Below are 24,795 nucleotides of genomic sequence, written 5' to 3' on the forward strand. Positions count from 1 at the left end.
TACCCCCGTTATAGGAAAAGTGTCAGACTGGTGTAGTTTATGCATCCGATCTACGTATATTGTGTTGATGTGATACGCCACACAATATGTTCGAATATGTTCGTTTGTTGCCAAAACATGCCATAATATCGTTGATATATCAACGATTTGGGCGTGTCGCGGTCATCGGTGATCCGGGAGTGTTGATTTTCAAGCCTTTTCTTGGTTTTTCTCTAGGATTTTCCTATATGTAACCTCAGCGGTCGCCTTGCAATGTCTCGTTAGGGGGTGTAAGGGTAGTACTAGATGGTGCACAAGGCTGTGTGCTTCCCATCAGTGATATTGCAAAGACGATGATGTTTATTGGAGGTTTCGCGATCATGCGAAATTGGAAGAAGAAGACGCTCGGAGGCGTGCTTGCCGCAGCGATGCTGGTGAGCCTTGTCCCCGCTACGAGCGCGTTGGCGGCCGATGATACCGCCAAGACGACTGAATCGCAGAGTCAGCCCGCTACAAGCTGCAGTGTGAATTTCCGCGTCAATGGCTATGTTGTTCAGGCCGGCACCGGCGTCGGCAACCTGACCTGCGACTCCACCGTCGCCCAGGCCGTGGCCGCGGTCAAGGGCTCGTTCAACGTTCCGTCCGGCAAGGTCATCTCCGGCTGGACGCTCAACGGTGCGAAGATCAACACCGGCGCCAAGCTCAGCGAACCCGAGTTCGCCGCCAACGCCGAGGGGCTGCCCGGCGGCGCCATCCTTGACGCTGTGCTCAAGGACGCCCCCCAGCCGGCCAAGACCTTCGTCGTCACCGTGCACGCCAACGGCGGCACTTTCCAGTCCGGTGCCGACAAGGGCCATCAGGGCGACACGTCCTTCACCGTGACCAACGGCTCCAAGTTCGTGAGCAAGCTGCCGAAGGTCTCGCGTCTCGATCATGAGTTCGTCGGTTGGACGTACGACAAGGCAGGCAAGAGCAAGGTGCTCGACTCCGACTTCATCTCCGCCAACACCGAGGTGTACGCCCAGTGGAAGGCCGTTGACGTCGATCCGGGTGCCAGCGTGAAGACCTTCACCCTGACCGTGTCCACCAACGGCGGCACGATCCAGGGCGGCGAGTTCGCCGGCCAGGCCGGCGACCTGCAGACCACCGTCGGCCAGAATCAGACCGTGCTGTCCGTCGTGCCGACCGTTGTCCGCGACGGCTACGTCTTCAAGGGCTGGAGCACCGACAAGGACGGCAAGTCCATCGTCGCCGCCACCGACGTCATCTCCGCCGACACCCAGGTGTACGCCCAGTGGACCAAGCAGCCCGTGCGCTACACCGTGGTCTACAGTACCAATGGCGGCAACATCAATGGCGAGGTCGGCGACTTCCAGCTTCAGGTGAAGAAGGACGAGACCCTGCTCGACAAGCTGCCGACCGCCGACACGCTCAAGCGCGACGGATTCACCCTCAAGGGCTGGACCTACGCCGAGACCGGCACCAAGCTGGACGGCAACGCCGTCACGAAGACCGACAAGGTCACCGGCGACCTCTACAAGGTCGTGGCCCGTTGGGAGCCGACCGACGTGGATCCGGGCATGCAGGTGGAGCAGTTCAACGTGGTGTACAACACCAATGGCGGCAACATCAACGGTGAGGTCGGTGACTTCTCCGTCCAGGTTGCCAAGGGCGACACCATCCTCGACAAGCTGCCGACCGCCGACACGCTCAAGCGCGACGGCTACGTGCTCAAGGGCTGGGTCTACGCCGAGACCGGCACCAAGCTGGACGGCGACTCCGTGCAGGCCTCCGACACCGCAAGCACCGACGTCTACAAGCTGCTCGCCCGTTGGGAGCCGACCGACGTGGATCCGGGTATGCAGGTGGAGCAGTTCAATGTGGTGTACAACACCAATGGTGGCAACATCAACGGTGAGGTCGGTGACTTCTCCGTGCAGCTCGGCAAGGGTGAGACCATCCTCGACAAGCTGCCCGATGCCAACACCCTGGTCCGTGACGGCTACAAGCTCAAGGGCTGGGTCTACGCCGAGACCGGCACCGACAAGGACGGCAAGGCCCTGATCAAGACTGACGTCGTGGACGGCAACGTGTACAAGCTCGTCGCCCAGTGGACCAAGGTCGTTCCGGCCTCCACCCTGACCCCGGCCCAGAAGGCCGAGAACAAGACGGACTCCACTAAGAAGAAGGTCGAGACCACCAAGAAGGCCGAGGCCAAGAAGAAGCTGGCTACGACCGGTGCCGCCGTCGGTGGCGTGGCCGTTGTGGTGGTGCTCCTTGCTGCCGCTGGCCTTGCTCTGCGCAAGCGCGCCTGAGTGCGCTGCGAGCGTCAACCCCGTCGATGACGGTGGCGTGCGGTTCACCTCCCTGACCGCCGCCGTCATCGGGGGTATGCGGCGGGTATAGTGGTCCGCGGCGGTTTCGACCGCCCACTTGCAAGTGACGACGGGCCACTGCTCCTCCTCGCGTGACCCGTCACGGTCCCGCGTCTCGTTTCGACGAGGCGCGGGACTTTTTCGTCCTGGCTGTTCGTCATGATTTCCTGCGGCGTTTCCCGCGCGGTTTTCCGCAGTGTTCTCCACAGTCCCGGGATAAGGCTGGGGATAAGGTGGGAGCATGAGTGAACAGAATTCCGCGGGATTCCGCAAGACCGGCACTCCCGACGTGCGCGACGACAAGCCCGCCGCAGACGCATTCGGATTGGCCGACGATTTCTTCGACGCCAAGGATCTGCTGCGTCGCATGCTGGAAAAGGAAGTATCCGACAAGCCGTTCAGCGAGCTGACCTCCGTAGCGCTCGATCATCAGGGCAATGGACTCATCGGCCACACGCTGCTCGATACGCTCGAGGAACAGGGCTACGGCCTTGACGACTTCGATGCCGTGGGCGCGCTCACCGCCGCTGCGGTGCCACTGGCCTGCGCGATGGTCGCCGCCGCCGCGTCCCGCGGTCAGGATCTCGACGCATTCGTAATGGACTTCGTCTACCCGGGCGTCAAGGGACCGAGCATCAAGGGCAAGCGCGTGATCCTGCTTGATTCATGGCTGAGCGAGAAGTCCTATGTGCAGACGTCGTCGCTGGTGACCCTGCGCAACGGCAACGAGCTGAGTCTTGATTTCGGCATCGTGGAGCATGAGGGTGCCACGATCCTCGCCGTCGCTTCGCTGATCGGCGGTGTGGACATGACCGAACCGAAGATCGACGTGATCAACCCGGTGACCGGCGAGGAAAGCGAACTGCCGTTCATCGAGGTGTTCAAGGAGAGCGAACTGCGCGATCACGTACCGGCCGCTCCCGCCGACGATAACGCCGACCCCGAGGAGACCGCCGAGGCATGAGGGAGCCCAACCCGATCACCAAGGCGGCCATGGAATCCGGCGAACCGACCTTCCGCGAAGTGGGCGTGGGGCCATGGGCGGAAACACATCCCGACCGTCCGCGTCCCGACGATCTCGGCGATCCAGCCAACTACGATCCGCGCTACGACACCGAACTGCTGAACAACGGCGACCGTCGTAACGTGCTCGACCGCTACCGTTACTGGAGCGTGCCCGCCATCAAGGCCGATCTGGACGCGCGTGGACGACACCCGTTCGAAGTGGCCATCGAAAACTGGACGCATGACTTCAACATCGGATCGATGGTCCGTACCGCCAATGCGTTCGCCGCCGCCCGCGTGCACATCGTGGGACCGCATAAGTGGAACCGCAAGGGCGCGCTGATGACCGAGCTTTACCAGCACATCGAACATCACCCCACCATCGCCGATCTGGTGGCCGACTGGCATCGTCGCATCGCCGCAGCCGTCGCCGCGACCGAACACAACGCCGCCGAGGCCGCCCGCCGAGCCGACTATCAGGGCACCGCGTACTGGCAGTCCGAAGTCGACGATCTCAACGCCGCCCGCATCATCGCCATGGATATCATCCCCGGTGCGGTGCCGATGGAAACCTACCGGTTCCCGAGGCACTGCCTGCTGCTGTTCGGCGCGGAAGGTCCGGGGCTGAGCGAGAAGGCCCTCGAACTGGCCGACGATGTGGTGTACATCTCCCAGTTCGGATCCGTGCGATCCATCAACGCCGGTGCGGCGGCAGCGGTATCCATGCATGCGTGGATCGCCCAGCACGCGCGTATCGCCACGAACGCCGTATAGAGCGGTCGAACACCGATCCCGGTCCGTCGCATTCCCACGACGGGCCGGGATCATTCCCGTGGCGGATTGCATCGAGGGGACGAACGGGTAGGCTGGAATCATGTTAGAGATAGAGAAGCTTTCCAAGGCGTTCAGGGGGAAGAAGGCCGTGGATCAGATCTCCTTCACCGCGAAGAACGGCCGTGTCACCGGATTCCTCGGACCCAACGGCGCCGGCAAATCCACCACCATGAAGGCCATGCTCGGCCTGATCCATCCCGACTCCGGTCGAGCGCTCATCGACGGCCGGCCATACAGCAAACTGTCATCACCCATGCGCGCGGTCGGCGCGGTGCTCGACGCCCGGTCCGCGCACAAAGGCATCAGCGCCTACGCGCATCTGCGATCCCTCGCCCTGACCAACGGCATTCCCAAGGCCCGCGTGGACGAAGTGATCGCCCTGACCGGCATCGACAGCGTAAAGAAGCGCAAGGCCGGCAGCTACTCACTGGGCATGAGCCAGCGGCTGTCCATCGCCGCCGCACTGCTTGGCGACCCATACAATCTCATCCTTGACGAACCGATCAACGGCCTCGACCCGGAAGGCGTCAAATGGGTTCGCGAACTCTGCCGCTACTACGCGGCCCAAGGACGCGCCGTGCTGCTCAGCTCGCATCTGATGAGTGAGGTGGCGCTGACCGCCGACGATCTGGTGATCATCGGACAGGGACGCATCCTGCAGCAGGTCAGCGTCGCCGACTTCGTCCGTCAGCATTCCGGCCACGGCATCCGCATCGTCACGCCTGATCCCGAACGCGTGCGCAACGTCCTGACGGCGACGGTGCCCGGAACGCGTGTGGAACTCGTCGAACGCAAGGAAAACGATCCGCCGAGCGGGTACGCGGTCCGTGTGACCGGAGCGCCATTGGAGACGGTCGCGCAGACGCTCGCCCATACGCAGACCGTGGTCTATCAGTTCGTGCAGGAACGCGGATCGCTTGAGGACGCGTATATGGAACTCACGCACGCGAGTGCCGAATACCGGTCGACGCTGCCGGGACAGGCCGCGCAATCGACAACGACGAACGACGGCACGAACGATGATCATCGTGAACGGGGGAGGGAAATCTGATGGCTGCACCACGACGAGGACGGCACTCACGGCCGGTCGAGCCTGTTGCACCGGTTGAGCCGATCGCATCCGTTGGAATGACGAATCCGGCTGACATGACGAATCCGATTGGCATGACGAATCCGATTGGCATGACGAATCCGATTGGAACGACGAATCCGATTGGAACGACCGGTACGAACAGGCCCGTCGCTTCAGCGCAGCCGCCGACACCGCCACACCGGCAATCCGGAGCCCGGCAATCCGGAGCCCAGCCGTCCCGAACCGAATCCGGAAACGCATCCCGCAGACGTCCGCGCGCACGCCGCACCCAACCCAGCCGCGTGCCCAACGGCCGTCTGAGCCTGTGGGGCTGCATCCGCGGCGAATTCGTCCGACTCTTCGCGCTCGCCTCCACCTACTGGCTGCTGGGCATCACCCTCATACTGCTGCCCGCGGGCGCGGCCATGAACGCATGGACCATCCACTGGTCGATGGGCGTGGACCCCCAGACCGCCAAGCCGCTCGACACCCCCAATCCGGTCGACGTGGTGGACCTGTGGATCTCCGTCTCCGGCTTCGTGTCCACCGTGGCCATCGTGACCGGCATCTTCGGCGTGCTCGCCATCACCTCGGAATACTCGACCAAATCCATTCAAGCCACGCTCACCGCCAATCCGAAACGCCTGACCATGATCACGGCCAAGATCATCGCCGTATCGGTGACCGTATTCATCGTGGCGCTCGCCGGACTGATGATCTCATGGGCGGTCGTGTCGATCATGTCGAACGACTGGTCGATTACGCAGCTGTCCGGCCGCGAATGGCGTTTGCCATGGGTCTCGCTGTTCGGCGGCGCCGCGGTTCTGGTGCTCATGGCGCTGATGGCGTTCGGCGTGGGCGCGATCTGCCGCAGCACGCCCGGCGCGCTGTTCGGCTACATCGCCATCCTGACGATCCTGCCGAACATCCTGACGATCGTGTCGGTCATGGCCAAGGAATTCAAATGGGTGGGCACCATCGCCGCGTTCATGCCCGGCAGCAGCATCGACCGGTTCCTGCAGATGAACGCCACATCACCGACCCTGAGCGCCGTCAGCTACGACTACTTCGTGCCCAACTGGTGGCAGAGCCTCCTCGTGCTCGTGGGCTGGACCGTGATATCCGTCGTCGTCGGCGCCCTCGTCGTCAGGCGCGCCGACATCAAGTAGGCGTGGAAGGCGTGGAAGGTACGGAAGGCTCGGTGTCCGATATGGTTCCAGACCGGCTTGGCAACGTTCGGAACATGCCTTCCGCGTGTCACATACGGCACTTATAGTGAAGGGCATGCCTACTTTTTCACGTGAAGAAATCGTGCATTTGGGCGATCTCGCCCGAATTGCGCTCACCGACGAGGAAATCACCCGACTTCAGGGCGAACTGAACGTCATCGCCGACTCCATCAACGAAGTGCAGAAGGTGGCCGGCCCCGACGTGCAGCCCACCGCCAACCCGGTCCCGCTCGAGGCCTACCTGCGTCCCGACGTGGCCGAAACCCCGCTGACCCAGGCCGAAGCCCTTGCCGGCGGTCCCAAGACCGAGGCCGGCATGTTCGTGGCCCCGCGCATCCAGGAATAACAAGGGGAGAAACGAAACCTCATGACTAACGCAACCGAACTGGTGAAGCTGTCCGCCGCCGAGATGGCGGCCAAGCTCAAGGCCAAGGAAGTCTCCAGCCGCGAACTGACCGAAGCCCATCTTGCCGTGATCGACAAGGCCGAGCCCACCGTCGACGCCTTCCTCAAGGTGGCCTCCGAATCCGCGCTCGCCGAGGCCGACGCCTTCGACGCCAAGAACGCCAAGGGCGAGACCGAGGGGCTGCCCGAACTGGCCGGCGTGCCGATCGCGATCAAGGACATGATCGTGACCAAGGGCATCGAGACCACCGCCGCCTCCAAGATCCTCGAAGGCTGGATTCCCCCGTACGACGCCACCGTGATCTCCAAGATCAAGGCCGCCGGCATGCCGATCCTCGGCAAGACCAACCTCGATGAGTTCGCGCAGGGCTCCTCCACCGAGCACTCCGCGTTCAAGACCACCAAGAACCCGTGGAACGCCGAGCACGTGCCCGGTGGCTCCGGTGGTGGTTCCGCCTCCGCCGTCGGCGCGTTCGAGGCCCCGATCGCACTCGGCACCGACACCGGTGGCTCCATCCGTCAGCCCGGCGCCTTCACCGGCACCGTCGGCGTGAAGCCCACCTACGGTGGTGTGAGCCGTTTCGGTGCCATCGCCATGGCCTCCTCGCTCGACCAGATCGGTCCGGTCTCCCGTACCGTGCTCGACTCCGCCCTGCTGCACGAGGTGATCGGCGGACACGACAAGCGTGACTCCACCTCCATTCCGCGCGAGGTGCCGCCGGTGGTTGCCGCCGCCCGCGAAGGCCAGAAGATGGACCTGACCGGCATGAAGATCGGTCTGGTCAAGGAACTGTCCGGCGACGGCTTCCAGGCCGACGTCGAGGCCCGCTTCAACGAGGCCGTCAAGCTGCTCGAAGGCATGGGCGCCGAGGTCGTCGAGGTCTCCTGCCCCCACTTCCCGGCCGCTCTGGGTGCCTACTACATCATCATGCCGTCCGAGGTGAGCTCCAACCTGGCCCGCTACGATGGCATGCGCTACGGCCTGCGCGTCATGCCGCCGGCCGACGTGCCGCAGACCGCCGCCAACATGATGGCCTACACGCGTGAGGCCGGCTTCGGCGACGAGGTCAAGCGCCGTATCATCCTCGGCACCTACGCCCTGTCCGCCGGCTACTACGACGCCTGGTACGGCAGCGCCCAGAAGGTGCGCACCCTCGTGATCGAGGACTTCCGCAACGCATTCGAGAAGGTCGACGTGCTCGTGTCTCCGACCGCCCCGACCACCGCGTTCAAGTTCGGTGAGAAGACCGCCGACCCGATCACCATGTACCTGGGCGACGTCACCACCATCCCCGCCAACATGGGCGGCGTCCCGGCCATGAGCATCCCCGCCGGCCTCGGCGACGACGGCATGCCCGTCGGCTTCCAGTTCTTCGCCCCGCAGATGCAGGACGAGAAGATGTACAAGCCGGCCGCAGCCCTCGAAGCCGCGCTGGAGAACCAGTGGGGCGGCCCGATCTGGAACAAGCTCAACACCCCCTGGCTGGCCGACTGAAAGCGCGCATAGGAGCAGATAATGGCAGAAAAACTCATGAAATTCTCCGAGGCCGTCAAGAAGTACGATCCGGTCATCGGTCTGGAAACCCACGTTGAGCTGAGCACGAACACCAAGCTGTTCTGCCCCGCCCACATCGAATTCGGCGGCGAGCCCAACACCCAGCTGACCCCGGTCTCCTTGGGCCTGCCCGGCAGCCTCCCGGTGATCAACAAGACCGCCGTGGACTACGCCATCAAGCTCGGTCTCGCCCTGCACTGCGAGATCGCCGAATGGAGCCAGTTCGCCCGCAAGAACTACTTCTACCCGGACATGCCGCGCGACTACCAGATCTCCCAGTACGACAAGCCGACCAACGGCAACGGCTACCTCGACGTGGAACTCGACGACGGCAGCGTCTTCCGCGTGCCGATCGAGCGTGCGCACATTGAGGACGACGCCGGCAAGAACACCCACATCGGTGGTGCCGACGGCCGTATCGAAGGCGCCGACCACTCGTTGGTCGACTACAACCGCGCCGGCGTGCCGCTGATCGAGATCGTCACCAAGCCGATCGAAGGCGTGGGCGACCGCGCCGCCGAGATCGCCGGTGCCTACATGCGTACGCTGCGCGACATCGTGCGCGCCCTCAACATCAGCCACGCCCGCATGGAGCAGGGCAACATGCGCGCCGACGTGAACGTGTCGCTGCGTCCGAGCCCGTCCGACCCGTACGGCACTCGTTCCGAAACCAAGAACGTCAACTCGTTCCGCGGCATCGAGAAGACCATCACGTACGAGATCCGTCGTCAGGCCGCCCGCCTCGACGAGGGCAAGGAGATCCTGCAGGAGACCCGTCACTGGGACGAGTCCACGCAGACCACCGCCGGCGGACGACTGAAGACCGACGCCGACGACTACCGCTACTTCCCGGACCCCGACCTCGTGATGCTGCACATCACCAAGGAGCACATCGCCGAGATCGCCGCCGAGATGCCGGAGATGCCGCGCGAGCGCCGCAACCGCCTGCAGAAGGAATGGGAACTTTCCGACCTGCAGATGCGTGACATCATCAACGCCGACGCCCTCGACCTGATCGAGGAGACCGTGAAGGCCGGAGCCAAGGCCGCCGGTGCCCGCAAGTGGTGGCTGGGCGAGCTGAGCCGCGAAGCCAACAAGAAGGAAGTCAGCCTCGAAGAGCTGCCGATCACCCCGGCCGACGTGGCCGAAGTGGAGAAGCTCATCGCCTCCGGCAAGCTCAACGACAAGCTCGCCAAGCAGACCGTCGCCGGCGTGCTCGCCGGTGAGGGCACGCCCGACGAGGTCGTCAAGAAGCACGGCTACAAGATCGTCGAGGACACGGGCGCCATCGAGTCCGCCGTCGACGAGGCGCTCGCCGCCAACCCGGATGTGGCCGAGAAGCTCAAGAGCGGCAACATGAAGCCGATGGGCGTGATCATCGGCGCCGTGATGAAGGCTACCCGCGGTCAGGCCGACGCCAAGGCGGTCACCAAGATCGTCATGGCCAAGGTCAAGGGCTGAGCAGTCGCGAACAAGGCCGAGTGCCGTTCTCGACAAGACAACCGTCGAGCTGAAGGTTCGGTTATCCCAACCTGAGAAGTGACTGTGAAAAAGTCACGACTCGCTACCATGGCATAGATTCCCCGTGTATCCTATACGCGGGGAATCTGTCATTGTGGACGGAACAGCGCCTCGACGCGCCTCGATGCAGGAACGTAGGCAGACGACTGAACGCAGGCAGACGACGACGATAACCGATGAGAAAGCGACCAATGTCAGATACAGTGAACACCGATCAGTACGCCGACGCCGAGGCCATCGCCGAAGCGAAGGTCGGACGCACCCTTCCGGACCGTCTCGACATCCCGGAAATCAAGGGCGAGATGGTGCAGCTGCGTCCCGCGACCATCGATGATCTGGTCCAGATGGACGAACTGCAGGCGTTCTACAATGCCTCGGGCATTACCGGCAAGGACGAACAGGCGGAACGCGCCCTAGTCCACACATGGGTCGGTCGTTCCGTGGCATGGGGTCTGGGACAGTCGCCGGCCGAATCCGGCGTCGGCGATCCGGAATCCCGTCGCACCATCGCATGGTCGGTACTCGCCGACTCCAACATCGACGACGACGATCTCGAAGACCGCAGCAAGGTCATCGGCATGATCTTCCTGATCGACATCGACAGCTGGGCCAAATCCGCCCGCATCCAGGTGATGCTCGGCAAGGACTACCGCGGTCGCGGATACTCTCGTGACGCCATGCCGCGCGTCATGACCTATGGCTTCGCACCCGAACCGGCCGGACTCGGACTGCACCGCATCTGGGTGGCCGTTCCGGAAAAGAACACGCGCTCGCTGAGCGTCTACCAGTCGCTCGGATTCATGGTGGAGGGCACGTCCCGCCACGCGCTGTGGGATGACGCCAACCAGCGATACCAGGACCAGATCGTCCTCGGCACGCTCGTCGACGAATACGATCCGATCCGTTCGCTCGACGCATTCGGCATGCACCTGATCGAAGACAACCCGGGCGTGCGCGAGGCGCTGGCCGCACGCGAACACTCGCTCGCCATCGAGATCAATCGTGACGGCAAGGGCGAGACCGATGCCGAACGTCGTGAAGAGAACGGTATGATGAGCGGGCTCGCCAATCTGATTCTGGGTGGCGAGGATGACGATGACAAGACCAAGCGCGGTGGGAGCGGCAGCAGCAAGGCCAAGAGTGACGAACAGACCATGTGGCCGTACTCCAACCGCGACGAAGAAGGAGCCGAACGGTCGAAGCGCGCCTGGTGGCGTAATCTGGGCAACCGTTCGCGAGGGAGTGATAAATGAGCGCTGAAGATCTCGACAACTACGAGACCGATGCGGAACTGGCGTTGTATCGCGAATACCGCGATGTGATCAAGCTGTTCACCTACGTGGTGGAGACCGAACGACGCTTCTATCTGGCCAACAAGGTGGATTTCAACGTGCGCTCGGCCGGGCAGGACGTGTACTTCGACGTGCAGCTCACCGACGCATGGGTGTGGGACGTGTATCGTCCCAGCCGATTCGTGACCAACGTCCGCATCGTCACGTTCAAGGATGTGAACGTCGAGGAGGTTCAGAAAACCGATATCGACATTCCTGACGACATCAGCTGATTGACCGGCTGACCGTCTGACTACCGCACGCCAGGACCCATTCCCGGGTTCTGGCGTGTTGCGTATCCGGAGGGGAAAGAACGCGCAAAGAATGTGTGTGCACATCCCCGATGTGCGGTTCGTCTCCGGGGATTGCAGTAGAGTGGTGCCGCTTTTGTTTGTGCGCGAACGCACGAGATTGCATCACCTGCATGAGCAGGCACCACGAAAACGCATCTGTAAGGGAGTATGACGTGGCAGAAAAGAAGTCGGTTGTGATCATCGGCGGTGGCCCGGCCGGCCTGACCGCGGCCTGGGAACTCGTCAAGGACGGAGGCTCCGCAAACTACGACGTGACCGTGCTGGAGGCCAGCCGCGAATTCGGCGGCATCTCCCGCACCGTGAAGCACAATGGCAACCGCATGGACATCGGCGGCCACCGTTTCTTCTCCAAGGACGATCGCATCATGGACTGGTGGAAGAACGTCCTGCCCCTGCAGGGTGCCCCCAGCTACGACGACAAGAAGCTCGGCCGTCACCACGACCTCGAGCCCGGCGGCCCCGATCCCGAGGTCACCGACGCCGTGATGCTCAAGCGTCACCGCGTCTCCCGCATCTTCTACGGCGGCCGATTCTTCGACTACCCGATCTCCCTGAAGCCAGCCACCTTCAAGGCCATGGGCTTCGTCGTCACCATGCAGGCCGGTTTCAGCTATCTCAAGTCGATCTTCCACAAGCTGCCGGAAGACAACCTTGAAAACTTCTACATCAACCGCTTCGGCCGCAAGCTCTACTCCATGTTCTTCGAGGGCTATACGGAGAAGCTGTGGGGACGTCACCCCTCCCAGATCTCCGCCGACTGGGGTGCCCAGCGCGTCAAGGGCCTTTCCATTCTCGGCGTGCTCAAGAACGCCTTCTCCAAGCTGCTTCCCAAGAAGCGCAGCAACAAGGAGGTCGAAACCTCCCTGATCGAGGAGTTCTGGTACCCCAAGTACGGTCCCGGCCAGCTGTGGGAGACCGTTGAGCGCAACTGCGAGCAGAACGGTGTGCGCGTCCTCACCGACGCCACCGTCGTGGAGATTCGTCAGGATGCCGGTCGCATCGCCTCCGTCGTCTACGCCGACTCCGAAGGCAATCGCACCGAGCTGACCGCCGACCAGTTCATCTCCTCCATGCCCGTCAAGGATCTGGTCAACGCCCTCGACGCCGCCACCAAGGACGAATCCGCCGAGCCGGCCGCCACGGCCGCCGTCGTGCCCGCCGACATGAAGCACATCGCCAACGGACTGCCGTACCGCGACTTTGTCACCGTCGGTCTGCTCGTCAAGCGACTCCGTCTGCGCAACACCACCAGCATCCCCACCCTCGGCAACCCGCCCATCGTGCCCGACTGCTGGATCTACGTTCAGGACCCCGGCTTCACCGTCGGTCGTATCCAGGTCTTCAACAACTGGAGCCCCTACCTGGTGCAGGACGTCGACGACACCGTCTGGATCGGTCTCGAATACTTCTGCGATGAGGGCGACCGTTTCTGGAACATGTCCGAAGACGAATGCATCAAGTTCGCCATTAACGAGATGGTCCGCATGAAGATCATCGCCAGCTCCAACGACGTGCTCGACACCCATCGCGAGAAGGTCAAGAAGGCCTACCCCGCCTACTTCGACACCTATGCCCAGATGGACGAGCTCGTCGAATACCTCGACTCCTTCGGCAACCTCTACTGCGTCGGCCGTAACGGTCAGCACCACTACAACAACATGGATCACTCCATGGGCACCGCCATCGAGGCCGTCGGCAACATCAAGTCCGGCCGCACCTCCAAGCGCAACGTGTGGAACGTGAACACCGAAAAGTCCTACCACGAAGAGAAGTAGGGCGGTGAAGTAGGACGGTATGGAACCGTAGGGGAATATGGTCCGACAGATGCCCGGTCGTCGATATGAGTCGATGTCCGGGCATTTCCGCATTCGGAGACGGTGAATTGATATGACCGTTCTGGGTATTACCGGACTCCCGTTCTGGGTATTACCGGATATCTGGGTATAACCGGGTAGGTTAGCGGCGAAACAGAGGGTGTTCGTGACACGGTTATACCCAGAGCCGGTGTTCATGACCCGGTTTGACCCAAACAGAGGAAGATCGGATTGCTGGGGCTGGCTTGGAGAAGAGGAAAGGCGGTGTGGCCGGATTTCCGAGTGGAATGATTACGAAAACCGGGTGTAAGGCGGGTATAAGGATCGCGAACCGGATGGAATGACCATGTCGTCCTGGTGGCGCGTATACTTGAAGAGTTGTGCCGAGACGCGGATTGCCGCATAGATTCACGTCTCAATAGGTCCAGACCCTAGCGATCGGATCGGCACGCTCCCCGAGGGCAGACCCGACGGGATACCGAATTTTGGAGGACAAGCCAGCGGCGCGAACCGCGGCCCGTCTTCCCCGACTTGCGCTGATATGCGGCGGCAATGGAGGAAACATCATGGTTAATGCCATCGAAGCGTTCGACGCCAAGCACCTGAAGCCGGCCGATTCCATCCCGGCTTTCCGTCCCGGCGACACCGTCAAGGTGAACGTGAACATCAAGGAAGGCAACAACTCCCGTATTCAGGCGTTCCAGGGCGTGGTCATCGCTCGTCAGGGTGCCGGTGTGCGTGAGACCTTCGTGGTCCGCAAGATCAGCTTCGGCGTCGGTGTGGAGCGTCGCTTCCCGCTGCACTCCCCGATCATCGACTCCATCGAGCTGGTCCGCAAGGGCAAGGTGCGTCGCGCCAAGCTGTACTACCTGCGCTCCCTGCGCGGCAAGGCCGCTCGTATCGTCGAGCGTCGCGACAACACCCAGAAGGCCGACTGATTTCAGGCTCTTCTCGCGTAGCGCGTAGCAGCATCAGGCCCGGTGTCTCGAAAGAGGCCCGGGCCTTTGCATACTCAAATCGCCTCACCGTACGGAACCCATACAGAACAGGAACGGGCGCGGTAGAATCTGAACAGCTGTTCGTACTTCGACGAGGGGAAATCACCTATGACCGTCAACCAGGCACCTCAGACACCTTCGGATTCCTCCGCGGATCCCGAGCGCATGACGTTGCGTGATCTGATCGTCTGGGCCGGCATTCCACTCGTCATCGTACTGTTTCTTCGTCTGTTCGTCATCGGCGTATACGAGATTCCCTCCGCGTCGATGGCCACCACACTGCAGGTCGGCGACCGCGTCGTCGCCAGCAAACTCACACCACGGTTCTTCGAGATCAAACGTGGCGACATCGTGATCTTCAAGGATCCGAACAACTGGCTGGGCGAAACCACCAAAAGCAATCTGCTGATCAAACGAGTGATCGGTCTGCCCGGCGACACCGTGGCCTGTGCCGGAGCCGGTCAGCCCGTCACCGTCAACGGACACGCGATCGACGATTCCGCATTCATCCGCGACGGCGTGAACCCCAGCGACTACGCATTCTCCGTGACCGTCACCGCCGATCATCTGTTCGTGATGGGCGATAATCGTTCCAATTCCGCCGATTCGCGCGTCCACCAAGGCGATGGTGATCACGGTCTGGTACCGGTGAACGACGTGCAGGGCGTGGCGTTCGCCATCTATTGGCCGATCTCGCACTGGAGCACATTGAACAGACCCGATGACGCCTTCGCCAACGTCGGGGGAGTGGAAGGAGCGAAATAATGGCCACCGTCGTTCCGCGTCCGGCACCCACGCTTGATCGTGAAAAAACGCTGGCGGGCAAACGCTATTCACTGATCGTCGGATTCGATGAAGTGGGCCGCGGATCCCTCGCCGGGCCCGCCATGGTCGGCGCTGCGGCATTGCTCGCGCGCGACATCGACGAATGGACCGTTCCCACAGGCGTGGCCGATTCCAAAATGCTCACCGAAGTCCGTCGGCAATCGCTGCTCGAACCGCTCAAGACCTGGTCCGCCGCATGGGCTGTGGGATCGGTGAGCGCTCGCGAGATCGACGAGTGGGGCATCGTATACGCGCTGGGCGTGGCCGCCGTGCGCGCGCTCAACGAAATCGAGACGCTGCTGACCACCGGCGATCACACCGATCTGGGCGTGGGCGCCGCCGTGGCCAAGGCCGTGAGTCGTCAGGGCATATCGCCCGCATGGCATGGCACGATCGGCGATATCGGCGGTGAGGAGCCCGGTGTGCGACTCAAGGCCGACGAGCTGCGTGTGGCGGGAATTCTTGACGGTCCGAGCGACTACATCACGCCGGTGGTCAATTCGTTTGATGCGCCGGAACTGCTCAAGCCGATCGCCATGACCACCGTGGTCAAGGGCGATCGTCAGTGCGCCAGTGTGGCTGCCGCGGCGGTGATCGCCAAGGTAACGCGCGACCATCTGATCGAGGATCTGGCCGCGGCGCATCCGGAGTATGAGGCGTACGGCTGGTCCAGCAACAAAGGATACGGTTCGGTGCCGCATCGCGCCGCCATCGCCAAGCACGGTCCGACCGAGTATCATCGCACCACCTGGCACCTGTGTTGATAGGCTGTGTTGATCGTCTGTGTTGATGGACGGCTGTGGTGATGGGCACCTGTGTTGATGGACGTCTGTGCTGGGCTGAACACTAATCTGATTCGCACATACCCGCACACGGTAGTGTGATCACATTAAGTGTGGGGTTGCTGAGGTCCGGTGTGGTTTGGTTAGTGTGATCACACTAAGATCTGGGTGGCTGGTGTGGGGTGATTTGGCAGTTGCCGCACCTGCTCGCACTCGGGACGAATACGGAAGTCGTGTGTCAGTGCCGTTACCATGGGACCTATGACGATTGCGCTTGGATTCGATGCGAACGCCTCCCGTGACGAGGCACTCAACACGTTGTTGGAACAGATCATGAACGAGTATTCGGTGAGCGACGACGAAGGTCCGCTCGCCGACGCCGTGGAACACTACCTGACCGCCCTGCCACACCTCACCGTGCACCGCCACGGCGACACGGTGATCGCCTCCACGGAATTCGGCAAACCCCAGCGCGTGCTGCTGGCCGGACACATCGACACCGTGCCGGTGATCGACAACTTCCCGCCGCGATGGCTGCAGCCCGGAGACCCGCTCATCCGCGCCGAAATCAACGAACACAACCCCGGCGAGCGCGTGCTGTGGGGTCGCGGCGCCACGGACATGAAGCCGTCCGACGCGGTGATGCTCTATCTTGCCGCCACGCTCACCGAAGCCGCCACCAACTACGATCTGACCTACATCTTCTACGACCACGAGGAAGTGGAGGCGTCGAAGAACGGTCTGCGCAAGGTTGTGGAAACCCATCCAGAATGGGTGCGCGGCGACTTCGCGATCATCGGCGAACCCACCAGCTGCGGCATCGAGGGCGGCTGCAACGGCACGATCCGCTTCGACGTGATCTGCCACGGCGTGGCCGCGCATTCCGCCCGTGCGTGGATGGGCAGCAACGCCATCCATAAGGCGGCCGAAGTGCTCAACCGGCTCAACGCCTATGAACCCGCCACCGTGACCGTGGACGGACTCGACTACCGCGAGGGACTCAACGCCACGCTGATCAGCGGCGGCAAGGGCACCAACGTGATCCCCGACGAGTGCCGCATCCACGTGAACTACCGGTTCGCCCCCGACAAGACGCTCGCCGAGGCCAAGGCGCTGATGATCGGCGCGGACGCCGGCGCGGAACTCGGCAACGGCGAACACACGGCCACCGCCGGCGTGTTCGAAGGCTTCGGCATCGAGATGAAGGACGAATCGCCGTCCGCCCGCCCCGGCATGGACACGCCGCTTGCGCAGTCGCTGGCCTCGCTCGTCCGTGAACGCACCGGCCGCGAACCGCTCGCCAAGCTCGGATGGACCGACGTGGCGCGCTTCTCCCAACTCGGCATCCCCGCCGTGAATCTGGGTGCCGGCGACCCGCTGCTCGCGCACAAGCATGACGAGCAGGTTCCCGAATCCCAGCTCATCACCCTGGCGGACATTCTCGAGGATTGGCTGCGTCGCTGAAGACGTACTGCCGGGCAGCTATTCGGACACGCTGTCCGGCAGTTTGTGCCATACTTAACGATGGTGGTTCTGCATACCACCGATGTACGATGAACGTCGATCCCCTTCCGCGGCGCATGGGCACCCACTTGACGCGCCGGAAGCGACGGTGTCCGTTCCTCGTAAATGAAGACTTTTGAAGTGCCTGTGCAGTGGCGTGTTCGTACGCGGCCGTAGTGAGAGTGCGGTGTTGACAGACTGACACAGGGTGGAACAAGGCGTGATGCAGCATGCCTTCAAGGAGAATCGTGACAACTGAACATCACGACGGCGTTGACGCCGCCGCAGACAATACTGCCAATATCGCCGATATCGCCTCGCAGGTGATCGCCGGTGAGCCTAACGAGAATACGGCACATGAGGAATCCGCTTCGGCGACCTCTGCCCCTGTGCCCGTTGCGGCGCCCACGCCCGCACCCCGTCGCCGTCGCGGCGGCCGTCGCGTGGTCCGTGCCGCCGGTGCCGCTGGTGCCAAGCTGCAGGTGAAGATCGAATCCACGGCCAAGAACGACGATCAGATCGCCGATCAGGCCGCCGCCGCAGAGACCGAGAACACTGGTGTCGCTCCCGCCGCCCCGACCGCGACGACCACGGAATCGTCCACCGCCGAGAACGCGCCCGTTACCCGTACGCGCACCCGTCGTCGTGCGACCAAGTCCGAGTCCGCTGCCGCCGGCGCCGATCACGAACGTAAGGCGCGCATCAAGGCGCTCGCCGACGAACTGTTCACCGACAAGGGGATCGAGGCCGATCTACATGAGATCCGTCGGGGCTCCACCAAGCGCAGCGCCGATCTGCCCGAGTTTTCGTCGCATGAGTCGTCCGAGCCGAAGGTCTCCGGCCACGCCGCGCGTCCGATGACTTCGCTGCTGTTCCGCGAACCTGTGCTGCCGACCGTGCGCCCCGTCGAGCCGGTCGCTGACGACGTCGATCATGACGATCGTGATCGTGATCGCGATAATCGTGACGTTGAGAACGATCGCAGCGCCGAGGAGCCGACCCTCACCCGTCGCCGTCGTCGCCGTCGTGCCGATCGTGACCATGAGGAGAGCCGTGACGGACAGTCCCGTCATGTCGACGGCGATCGTGATCGTGACGTCCGTGAGGATCGTGCCGATGATCATGACGTCCGTGATCATGACCGTCGTGACGCCGATGACGAATCCGGCGAATCCCGCCGCACCCGTCGTTCCCGTCGTCTCAACGCGCAGGAACGCCGCGCGGCCGCCGAAGTGGAACAGATCGAACAGGATCTCGAATACGACGAGATCTCGTATTCGCCGATCGACGTGGAATCCGGATCGTCCGACGACAACGAGGAGAGCGCCGGCGAAACCCGATCCCGTCGCCGTCGTCGCCGCGGATCTGAAAACACGGACGGCGAATCGCAGCACGCACGTCGCGAACGCGCCGCAAGCGCCGTGGCGGAACGCGTGGGCGAACATGAGCGTGAGCGTGACCGCGATCGTGAGGAGGACGAGGAGGACGGCACCGTCACCCGTCGCCGTCGTCGCCGTCGCGCCAAGGGCGATGCCGAAGTGCATGAGGAGCCGCGCATCCGTCGCAGCCGCAAGCAGCAGTACATCGACGAGATCACCGACATCGAGGGATCCACGCGACTCGAGGCCAAGAAGCAGCGTCGACGCGACAACCGTCGTGACCGCTCCCGTCAGTCCACGCTGCTCGAGCAGGACTTCCTCGCCCGTCGTGAGAACGTGAACCGTCTCATGGTGGTGCGCGAGAAGGAAAAGCACACCCAGATCTCCGTGATCGAGGACTCCATTCTGGTGGAGCACTACGTGTCCGACATTCAGGAGGTGTCGACCGTCGGCAACATCTATCTCGGCCGCGTACAGAACGTGCTGCCGAGCATGGAGGCCGCGTTCGTCGACATCGGCCAGCCGCGCAACGGCGTGCTGTACGCCGGCGAGGTCAACTGGGACACCACACGCCTCGACGGTCAGCCGCGCCGCATCGAACTGGCGTTCAAGTCCGGCGATCCGGTGCTCGTGCAGGTCACCAAGGATCCGATCGGCCACAAGGGCGCACGACTGACCTCGCAGGTCACGCTCGCCGGCCGCTTCCTGGTGCTCGTGCCGTCCGGCGGCATGACCGGCGTGAGCCGCAAGCTGCCCGAACGTGAGCGTGCGCGCCTGAAGTCCATCGTGTCCAAGATCGCGCCGAGCGAGATGGGCGTGATCATCCGCACGGCCGCCGAGGGCGCGTCCAAGGAGGCCATCGAAAAGGATCTGGAGACACTCACCCACCAGTGGGAGCACGTGCAGGAGGCCGAGAAGAAGGCCCGCAACTCCAAGCGTCCCAAGCTGCTGCAGGGCGAGCCCGACGTGGCGATCCGCGTGGTGCGCGACATCTTCAACGACGACTTCAACAAGCTCGTCGTGGAAGGCGACAAGGTGTACGAGCGTATTCGCGAATACCTCGAGACCATGGCCCCCGACCTGCAGGACAAGCTCGAGAAGTGGGATCCGGAGGAGCACAACGGCCGTGACGTGTTCGACCAGTGGCGCATCGACAGCCAGCTGCGCAAGGGCATGGAACGCAAGGTGTACCTGCCGTCCGGCGGTTCGCTCGTCATCGACCGCACCGAGGCCATGACCACGATCGACGTGAACACCGGCCGATTCATCGGCAAGGGCAAGTCGCTTGAGGAGACCGTCACCCGATGCAATCTGGAGGCCAGCGAGGAGATCGCCCGTCAGCTGCGTCTGCGCGACATCGGCGGCATGATCATGATCGACTACGTGGACATGGTAATGCCCGCCAACCGCGACCTCGTGCTGCGTCGACTCGTCGAATGCCTGGCACGCGACCGCACCAAGCACCAGGTGGCCGAGGTCACCTCGCTCGGTCTGGTGCAGATGACCCGCAAGCGCGTTGGCCAGGGTCTGGTCGAGGCGTTCTCCGAGGAGTGCCCCACCTGCAAGGGCCGCGGGTTCATCCTGCACGACGAGCCGATCGTGTCGGCGTCGTACGACGATCCGTATGCGCTCAAGGGAGGTGACCCGTTCATCAAGACGAACAAGCACAACCAGGGCACCACGATCGCCAAACCCAAGGAGGACCCGGCCCTGCCCAAGGGCTCCACTCCCGACGTGAAGGCGAAGCTGGCGCAGATTGCGGCGGCTGCACAGGCTGCGGCGGAGGATGCTAAAGAGTAACGTTCTTGGTTTCTAAGGTTGGTGCAGCCGCCGGCACATCCCTTGGCGGGATGTGCCCCTCACCTACGGACAGTCCACTGGACTGTCCGGTCCGGTACGGGTTGGTTGTACAGCCGCTGAAGAATTGGAAAAAACTCAGGAAACGCACGACGAAGTTGCGAAAGTCGGGCGTGTTGTGTAAATTAGACAGTCGGTGTCTAGCTATGCCTGTTTGTGGGGCGTGTTTGCTAGACGACAAACAGCTTTATTGACAGGCAAATACAGGCAAGGTAGGGCTATGTACGCTATTGTTAAGGCCGGCGGCCATCAGGAAAAGGTCGAGGTCGGCGACGAGATCATCGTCAACCGTCTCGCTGCTAAGAAGGGTGAGACGGTGGAGTTCCCCGTCGCCCTGTTCGTCGACGGTGCCAACGTGACCGTCGCTTCCAAGGATCTGGCTCAGATCACCGTCAAGGGTGAAGTCATCGACGATGAGGCCAAGGGTCCGAAGATCAACATCCAGAAGTTCAAGAACAAGACCGGTGTTGCTCGCCGCAAGGGCCACCGTCAGCCGCTGAGCGTGGTGAAGATCACCTCGATCGCCTGAGCTTCTTTTTAGGCTTCCAAGCGTTTATTAACTCGAAAGGATAAGTCAAATGGCACATAAGAAGGGTGCGTCCAGCTCACGCAACGGTCGCGATTCGAATCCTCAGTACCTCGGTGTGAAGAAGTTCGGCGGCGAAGCTGTCCTCGCCGGCAACATCATCGTTCGCCAGCGCGGCACGAGCTTCCACCCGGGCCACAACGTTGGTCTCGGCAAGGACCACACGCTGTTCGCCCTGGCCGACGGCACCGTGAAGTTCGGCGTCCGTCGTGACCGCAAGGTCGTCGACGTCATCGCCGCCTGATTACGGCGCTGAATCAGCAACGTCAAAGGCCGCGTCTCTGTGCTTCTTGCACGGACGCGGCCTTTTTGCATCTTAGCTAGCCTGCATCCTTGCACACCGAACGGCGTCAATCGGGAGAACAGTGCGGAGGAGGAACACGCGTGAGGCAGTTCGAATGGTCAGAATGGTCAGAATGGTCAGATGACGCCATGAACAGCAGACGGCAGACGGTTTCGCTATGCGAAAGCGTTCAAGCCCAATCGGTAAGGTAGAACAATATGAGTGATTTTGTCGATCGAGTTACGGTACATGTCAAGGGCGGTGACGGCGGAAACGGCGCTGCGTCGATCCGCAGGGAAAAGTACAAGCCGCTTGCCGGTCCCGACGGCGGTGACGGAGGCCGTGGCGGCTCCGTGATTTTCGTGGCGGACTCCAACGCCACCAGTCTGTTGGACTTTCGATTCCTGCCGCATCGTGCGGCTCCCTCCGGCACCCAGGGATTGGGTGGCGACAAGGACGGCAGCAACGGCGAGGATATGATCCTGCCCGTGCCCGTGGGCACCGTGGTGTTCACCGCCAAGGGCGGTGCAGGCGAACAGAAGCAGCCCGGCGAGCCGCTCGCCGATCTTCGTCGTCCCGGTGACCGTTTCGTGGCCGCCGAAGGTGGTGCCGGCGGTCTGGGCAACCGTTCGCTTGCCAACCGTGCCCGCCGCGCTCCCGGATTCGCCCTGCTTGGCGAACCCGGTGAGGAACGCGATCTGGTGCTCGAGCTCAAGTCCATCGCCGACGTGGCGCTTGTGGGCTTCCCGAGCGCTGGCAAGTCCAGCCTCATCGCGGCGATGAGCGCCGCCAAGCCTAAGATCGCCGACTATCCGTTCACCACGCTCGTGCCGAACCTCGGCGTGGTGATGGCCGGATCCCGTCGATTCACCGTGGCCGACGTGCCCGGACTGATCCCCGGCGCATCCCAGGGCAAGGGACTCGGCCTCGAGTTCCTGCGCCACATCGAACGCACCGAGGTGATCGCGCACGTCATCGACTGCGCCACGCTCGAACCGAACCGCGACCCGATGGCCGACTACGAGGCGCTCGAGAAGGAGCTCTCCATCTACGCCGACCAGCTGGAACTGCCGCTCGGCGCCATCCCGATCGCCGAACGTCCGCGCATCATCGTGCTCAACAAGGTGGATGTGCCGGAAGCCAAGGAACTCGCAGAATTCGTGCGTCCCGAATTCGAAAAGCTCGGACTCAAGACGTTCATCGTCTCCACTGCGTCGCACGAGGGTCTCAAGGAGCTGTCCTTCGCCCTTATGGACATCGTCGACGAGATGCGTGAACGCGTGATCGCACAGGAGAAGGCCGAGGAGGAGGCCCGCGTGGTCATCCGCCCGCTCGAGGATCCTGCCCGTCGTCGCCGTCGTGCCAACGAACGCGGCATCGGCTTCGACTTCAATATCGAGCGCGAACAGAACGCCAACGGCGAATTCTGGTTCACCGTGACCGGAGACAAGCCCGAACGTTGGGTGCGCCAGACCAACTTCGACAACGAGGAGGCCGTCGGCTACCTCGCCGATCGTCTCGCCAGGCTCGGCGTGGAGGATTCGCTGCGCAAGATGGGTGCCCACGCCGGCGACGAGGTGCGCATCGGCCGCGGCGACTATGCCGTGTCGTTCGACTGGGATCCGACCATCGCGGCCGGTGCAGAGATGCTCGACGGCACCCCGCAGGCCAGCCGTGGCCAGGATCTGCGACTGCAGGAGACCGACGGTCGTACCCGTCGTCGTACCAACGCCGAACGCCGTCGTGAATACCACGAGTGGATGGACGCGAAGGCCGCCGTACGCGCCGCCATGCAGGCCGAACGCGCCGCCGGCCACTGGGCCGATCCGAATGTGCTCGACGATCCGGAAGACAAGACCAGCCTGATCGACCGTCTGAACATCAGCGGCGGCAACGCGGACGGCAACGGCAGCACCGAGACCGCCGCCGGCAACGACGACAGCCGAACCGATTCGGAACAGTAGTCACCCACACCACACAGACACACCACACAGAACAGAAGGCGCATATGTCCACGCAGTCACAAGCCGAAGTCAGACGAGCCATCGCAGAAGCCCACACCATCGTGGTGAAGGTGGGATCAAGCTCGCTCAGCGGCAGTTCCGGCCATCTTGACCCGGAGCGACTGCGCGGACTCGTCACCGCCATCGCGCAGACCGTGCGCATGGACGCCCGCGTGGTGCTCGTCTCCTCCGGCGCCATCGCCTCCGGATTCGGACCGCTCGGCTTCGACGCGCGCCCGACCGACGTGGCCACCCAGCAGGCCGCAGCATCCGTGGGTCAGGGACTGCTCATGAGCCACTACGAGGCCGCGTTCGGCCGTTACGGGCTGCGCGTCGGACAGATCCTCATCACCGCTCGCGACACCGTACAGGCCACCCAGTACCGCAACGTGCAGCGCACGCTGAACCGGCTGCTCGAACTCGGCGTGGTGCCGATCGTCAACGAAAACGACGCGCTCGCCAGCAACGAGATCCGCTTCGGCGACAACGACCGCCTGTCCGCGCTCGTGGCGAACATCGTCCGCGCCGACGCGCTGGTACTGCTCACCGACGTGGACGGCCTGTACACGGCCCCGCCCAAAGAGCCGGGCGCCCGTCAGATCCACTACGTGCCGAACGTGCTCGACACGTTGGAGAACGTGCGCATCGGCGGCACCGGCTCATCCGTGGGCACGGGCGGCATGGTCACCAAGCTCGAGGCGGCGCGCGTGGCCGCGGTCTCCGGCATCCCCACCGTGCTCACCAGCGCGTCGAACGCCGGCCCCGCACTGATGGGTGACCGCGTGGGCACGGTGTTCGCGCCGATCAAGCAGCGTGGCACGTCACGGCGACTGTGGATCGGATTCGCCGCGGACCCGCGCGGCACGCTTGTGGCCGACGAGGGTGCCGCCAAGGCGATTCTTGGCGGTCGCGCATCGCTGCTGTCCGCCGGCGTGGTGGGCGTGCGCGGCGAATTCTCCGCCGGAGATCCGGTGCTCATCGTCGACGAACACGGCAACAAACTGGCCAAGGGCATCTCCGGATTCGATTCGGAGGAGGTGCCGGCCACACTCGGACGCACCACCTCGCAGCTGCGCAAGTTGCTCGGCGTCGAGTACGCACATCCGCTGGTCCATCGCGACGATCTGGTGCTGCTGTAATCGGCG

The 24,795-nt window shown here is 63.0% G+C and carries 20 protein-coding genes; all 20 read left to right on the forward strand.

What is annotated here, in order from left to right; translation table 11 throughout:
- The first annotated feature begins 359 nt into the window (after positions 1-359).
- The 20 genes from EP30_RS00230 (at position 360) to proB (ending at position 24,789) form a co-directional block, all read left to right on the forward strand.
- Positions 360-2,294 carry an InlB B-repeat-containing protein gene (locus EP30_RS00230; protein ID WP_181160715.1) on the forward strand — a complete coding sequence of 645 codons (1,935 nt, stop codon included), beginning with the start codon at positions 360-362 and terminating at the stop codon, positions 2,292-2,294.
- A 301-nt stretch (positions 2,295-2,595) separates the two neighbouring features.
- On the forward strand, positions 2,596-3,318 hold the full coding sequence (locus tag EP30_RS00235) for an orotate phosphoribosyltransferase (RefSeq protein WP_258185277.1): 723 nt from the start codon (positions 2,596-2,598) through the stop codon (positions 3,316-3,318).
- On the forward strand, positions 3,315-4,133 hold the full coding sequence (locus tag EP30_RS00240) for a TrmH family RNA methyltransferase (protein ID WP_140555126.1): 819 nt from the start codon (positions 3,315-3,317) through the stop codon (positions 4,131-4,133). The genes EP30_RS00235 and EP30_RS00240 overlap by 4 nt, the downstream gene beginning before the upstream one ends.
- Positions 4,134-4,233: 100 nt before the next feature.
- The gene (locus EP30_RS00245; RefSeq protein ID WP_140555128.1) at positions 4,234-5,244 is read left to right on the forward strand and encodes an ATP-binding cassette domain-containing protein; all 1,011 of its coding nucleotides are present in this window, start codon (positions 4,234-4,236) and stop codon (positions 5,242-5,244) included.
- A 95-nt stretch (positions 5,245-5,339) separates the two neighbouring features.
- A complete protein-coding gene (locus EP30_RS00250) occupies positions 5,340-6,434 on the forward strand; it encodes an ABC transporter permease subunit (protein ID WP_181160716.1) in 1,095 nt (364 codons plus the stop codon).
- Between the two features lie 115 nt (positions 6,435-6,549).
- A complete protein-coding gene (gatC, locus tag EP30_RS00255; RefSeq protein WP_093960607.1) occupies positions 6,550-6,840 on the forward strand; it encodes an Asp-tRNA(Asn)/Glu-tRNA(Gln) amidotransferase subunit GatC in 291 nt (96 codons plus the stop codon).
- A 21-nt stretch (positions 6,841-6,861) separates the two neighbouring features.
- A complete protein-coding gene (gene gatA, locus EP30_RS00260; protein ID WP_140555132.1) occupies positions 6,862-8,394 on the forward strand; it encodes an Asp-tRNA(Asn)/Glu-tRNA(Gln) amidotransferase subunit GatA in 1,533 nt (510 codons plus the stop codon).
- 21 nt (positions 8,395-8,415) lie between these two features.
- On the forward strand, positions 8,416-9,915 hold the full coding sequence (gene gatB, locus EP30_RS00265; protein WP_140555135.1) for an Asp-tRNA(Asn)/Glu-tRNA(Gln) amidotransferase subunit GatB: 1,500 nt from the start codon (positions 8,416-8,418) through the stop codon (positions 9,913-9,915).
- Between the two features lie 362 nt (positions 9,916-10,277).
- Complete coding sequence (locus EP30_RS00270) at positions 10,278-11,228, forward strand: GNAT family N-acetyltransferase (protein WP_375137724.1); 951 nt, start codon at positions 10,278-10,280, stop codon at positions 11,226-11,228.
- Positions 11,225-11,539, forward strand: a complete 315-nt coding sequence (locus EP30_RS00275; protein WP_094662160.1) for a DUF2469 domain-containing protein — start codon at positions 11,225-11,227, stop codon at positions 11,537-11,539. The genes EP30_RS00270 and EP30_RS00275 overlap by 4 nt, the downstream gene beginning before the upstream one ends.
- Positions 11,540-11,772: 233 nt before the next feature.
- Positions 11,773-13,395, forward strand: coding sequence for an NAD(P)/FAD-dependent oxidoreductase (locus EP30_RS00280; RefSeq protein ID WP_140555139.1), 1,623 nt, complete (start codon positions 11,773-11,775; stop codon positions 13,393-13,395).
- Between the two features lie 605 nt (positions 13,396-14,000).
- Positions 14,001-14,372, forward strand: coding sequence for a 50S ribosomal protein L19 (gene rplS, locus EP30_RS00285; RefSeq protein ID WP_094662163.1), 372 nt, complete (start codon positions 14,001-14,003; stop codon positions 14,370-14,372).
- A 168-nt stretch (positions 14,373-14,540) separates the two neighbouring features.
- Positions 14,541-15,197, forward strand: coding sequence for a signal peptidase I (gene lepB / locus EP30_RS00290; protein ID WP_169713041.1), 657 nt, complete (start codon positions 14,541-14,543; stop codon positions 15,195-15,197).
- Positions 15,197-16,021, forward strand: coding sequence for a ribonuclease HII (locus EP30_RS00295; RefSeq protein WP_140555141.1), 825 nt, complete (start codon positions 15,197-15,199; stop codon positions 16,019-16,021). Before lepB ends, EP30_RS00295 begins: the two co-directional genes overlap by 1 nt.
- 270 nt (positions 16,022-16,291) lie before the next feature.
- Positions 16,292-17,503 carry a succinyl-diaminopimelate desuccinylase gene (gene dapE, locus EP30_RS00300; protein WP_140555144.1) on the forward strand — a complete coding sequence of 404 codons (1,212 nt, stop codon included), beginning with the start codon at positions 16,292-16,294 and terminating at the stop codon, positions 17,501-17,503.
- 269 nt (positions 17,504-17,772) lie between these two features.
- Positions 17,773-20,721: an Rne/Rng family ribonuclease gene (locus tag EP30_RS00305; protein WP_140555146.1), complete on the forward strand. Its 2,949-nt coding sequence runs from the start codon at positions 17,773-17,775 to the stop codon at positions 20,719-20,721.
- A 277-nt stretch (positions 20,722-20,998) separates the two neighbouring features.
- The gene (gene rplU / locus EP30_RS00310) at positions 20,999-21,307 is read left to right on the forward strand and encodes a 50S ribosomal protein L21 (protein ID WP_094662169.1); all 309 of its coding nucleotides are present in this window, start codon (positions 20,999-21,001) and stop codon (positions 21,305-21,307) included.
- A gap of 49 nt (positions 21,308-21,356) precedes the next feature.
- Entirely contained in the window at positions 21,357-21,608 is a 252-nt protein-coding gene (gene rpmA / locus EP30_RS00315; RefSeq protein WP_094662171.1) for a 50S ribosomal protein L27, read from the forward strand.
- Between the two features lie 257 nt (positions 21,609-21,865).
- Positions 21,866-23,611 carry a GTPase ObgE gene (obgE, locus tag EP30_RS00320; RefSeq protein WP_140555149.1) on the forward strand — a complete coding sequence of 582 codons (1,746 nt, stop codon included), beginning with the start codon at positions 21,866-21,868 and terminating at the stop codon, positions 23,609-23,611.
- Between the two features lie 44 nt (positions 23,612-23,655).
- On the forward strand, positions 23,656-24,789 hold the full coding sequence (proB, locus tag EP30_RS00325; protein ID WP_140555151.1) for a glutamate 5-kinase: 1,134 nt from the start codon (positions 23,656-23,658) through the stop codon (positions 24,787-24,789).
- The last annotated feature ends 6 nt before the right edge of the window (positions 24,790-24,795 follow it).

Source organism: Bifidobacterium sp. UTCIF-39, from assembly GCF_006408715.1.
Taxonomy (GTDB): domain Bacteria; phylum Actinomycetota; class Actinomycetes; order Actinomycetales; family Bifidobacteriaceae; genus Galliscardovia; species Galliscardovia tissieri.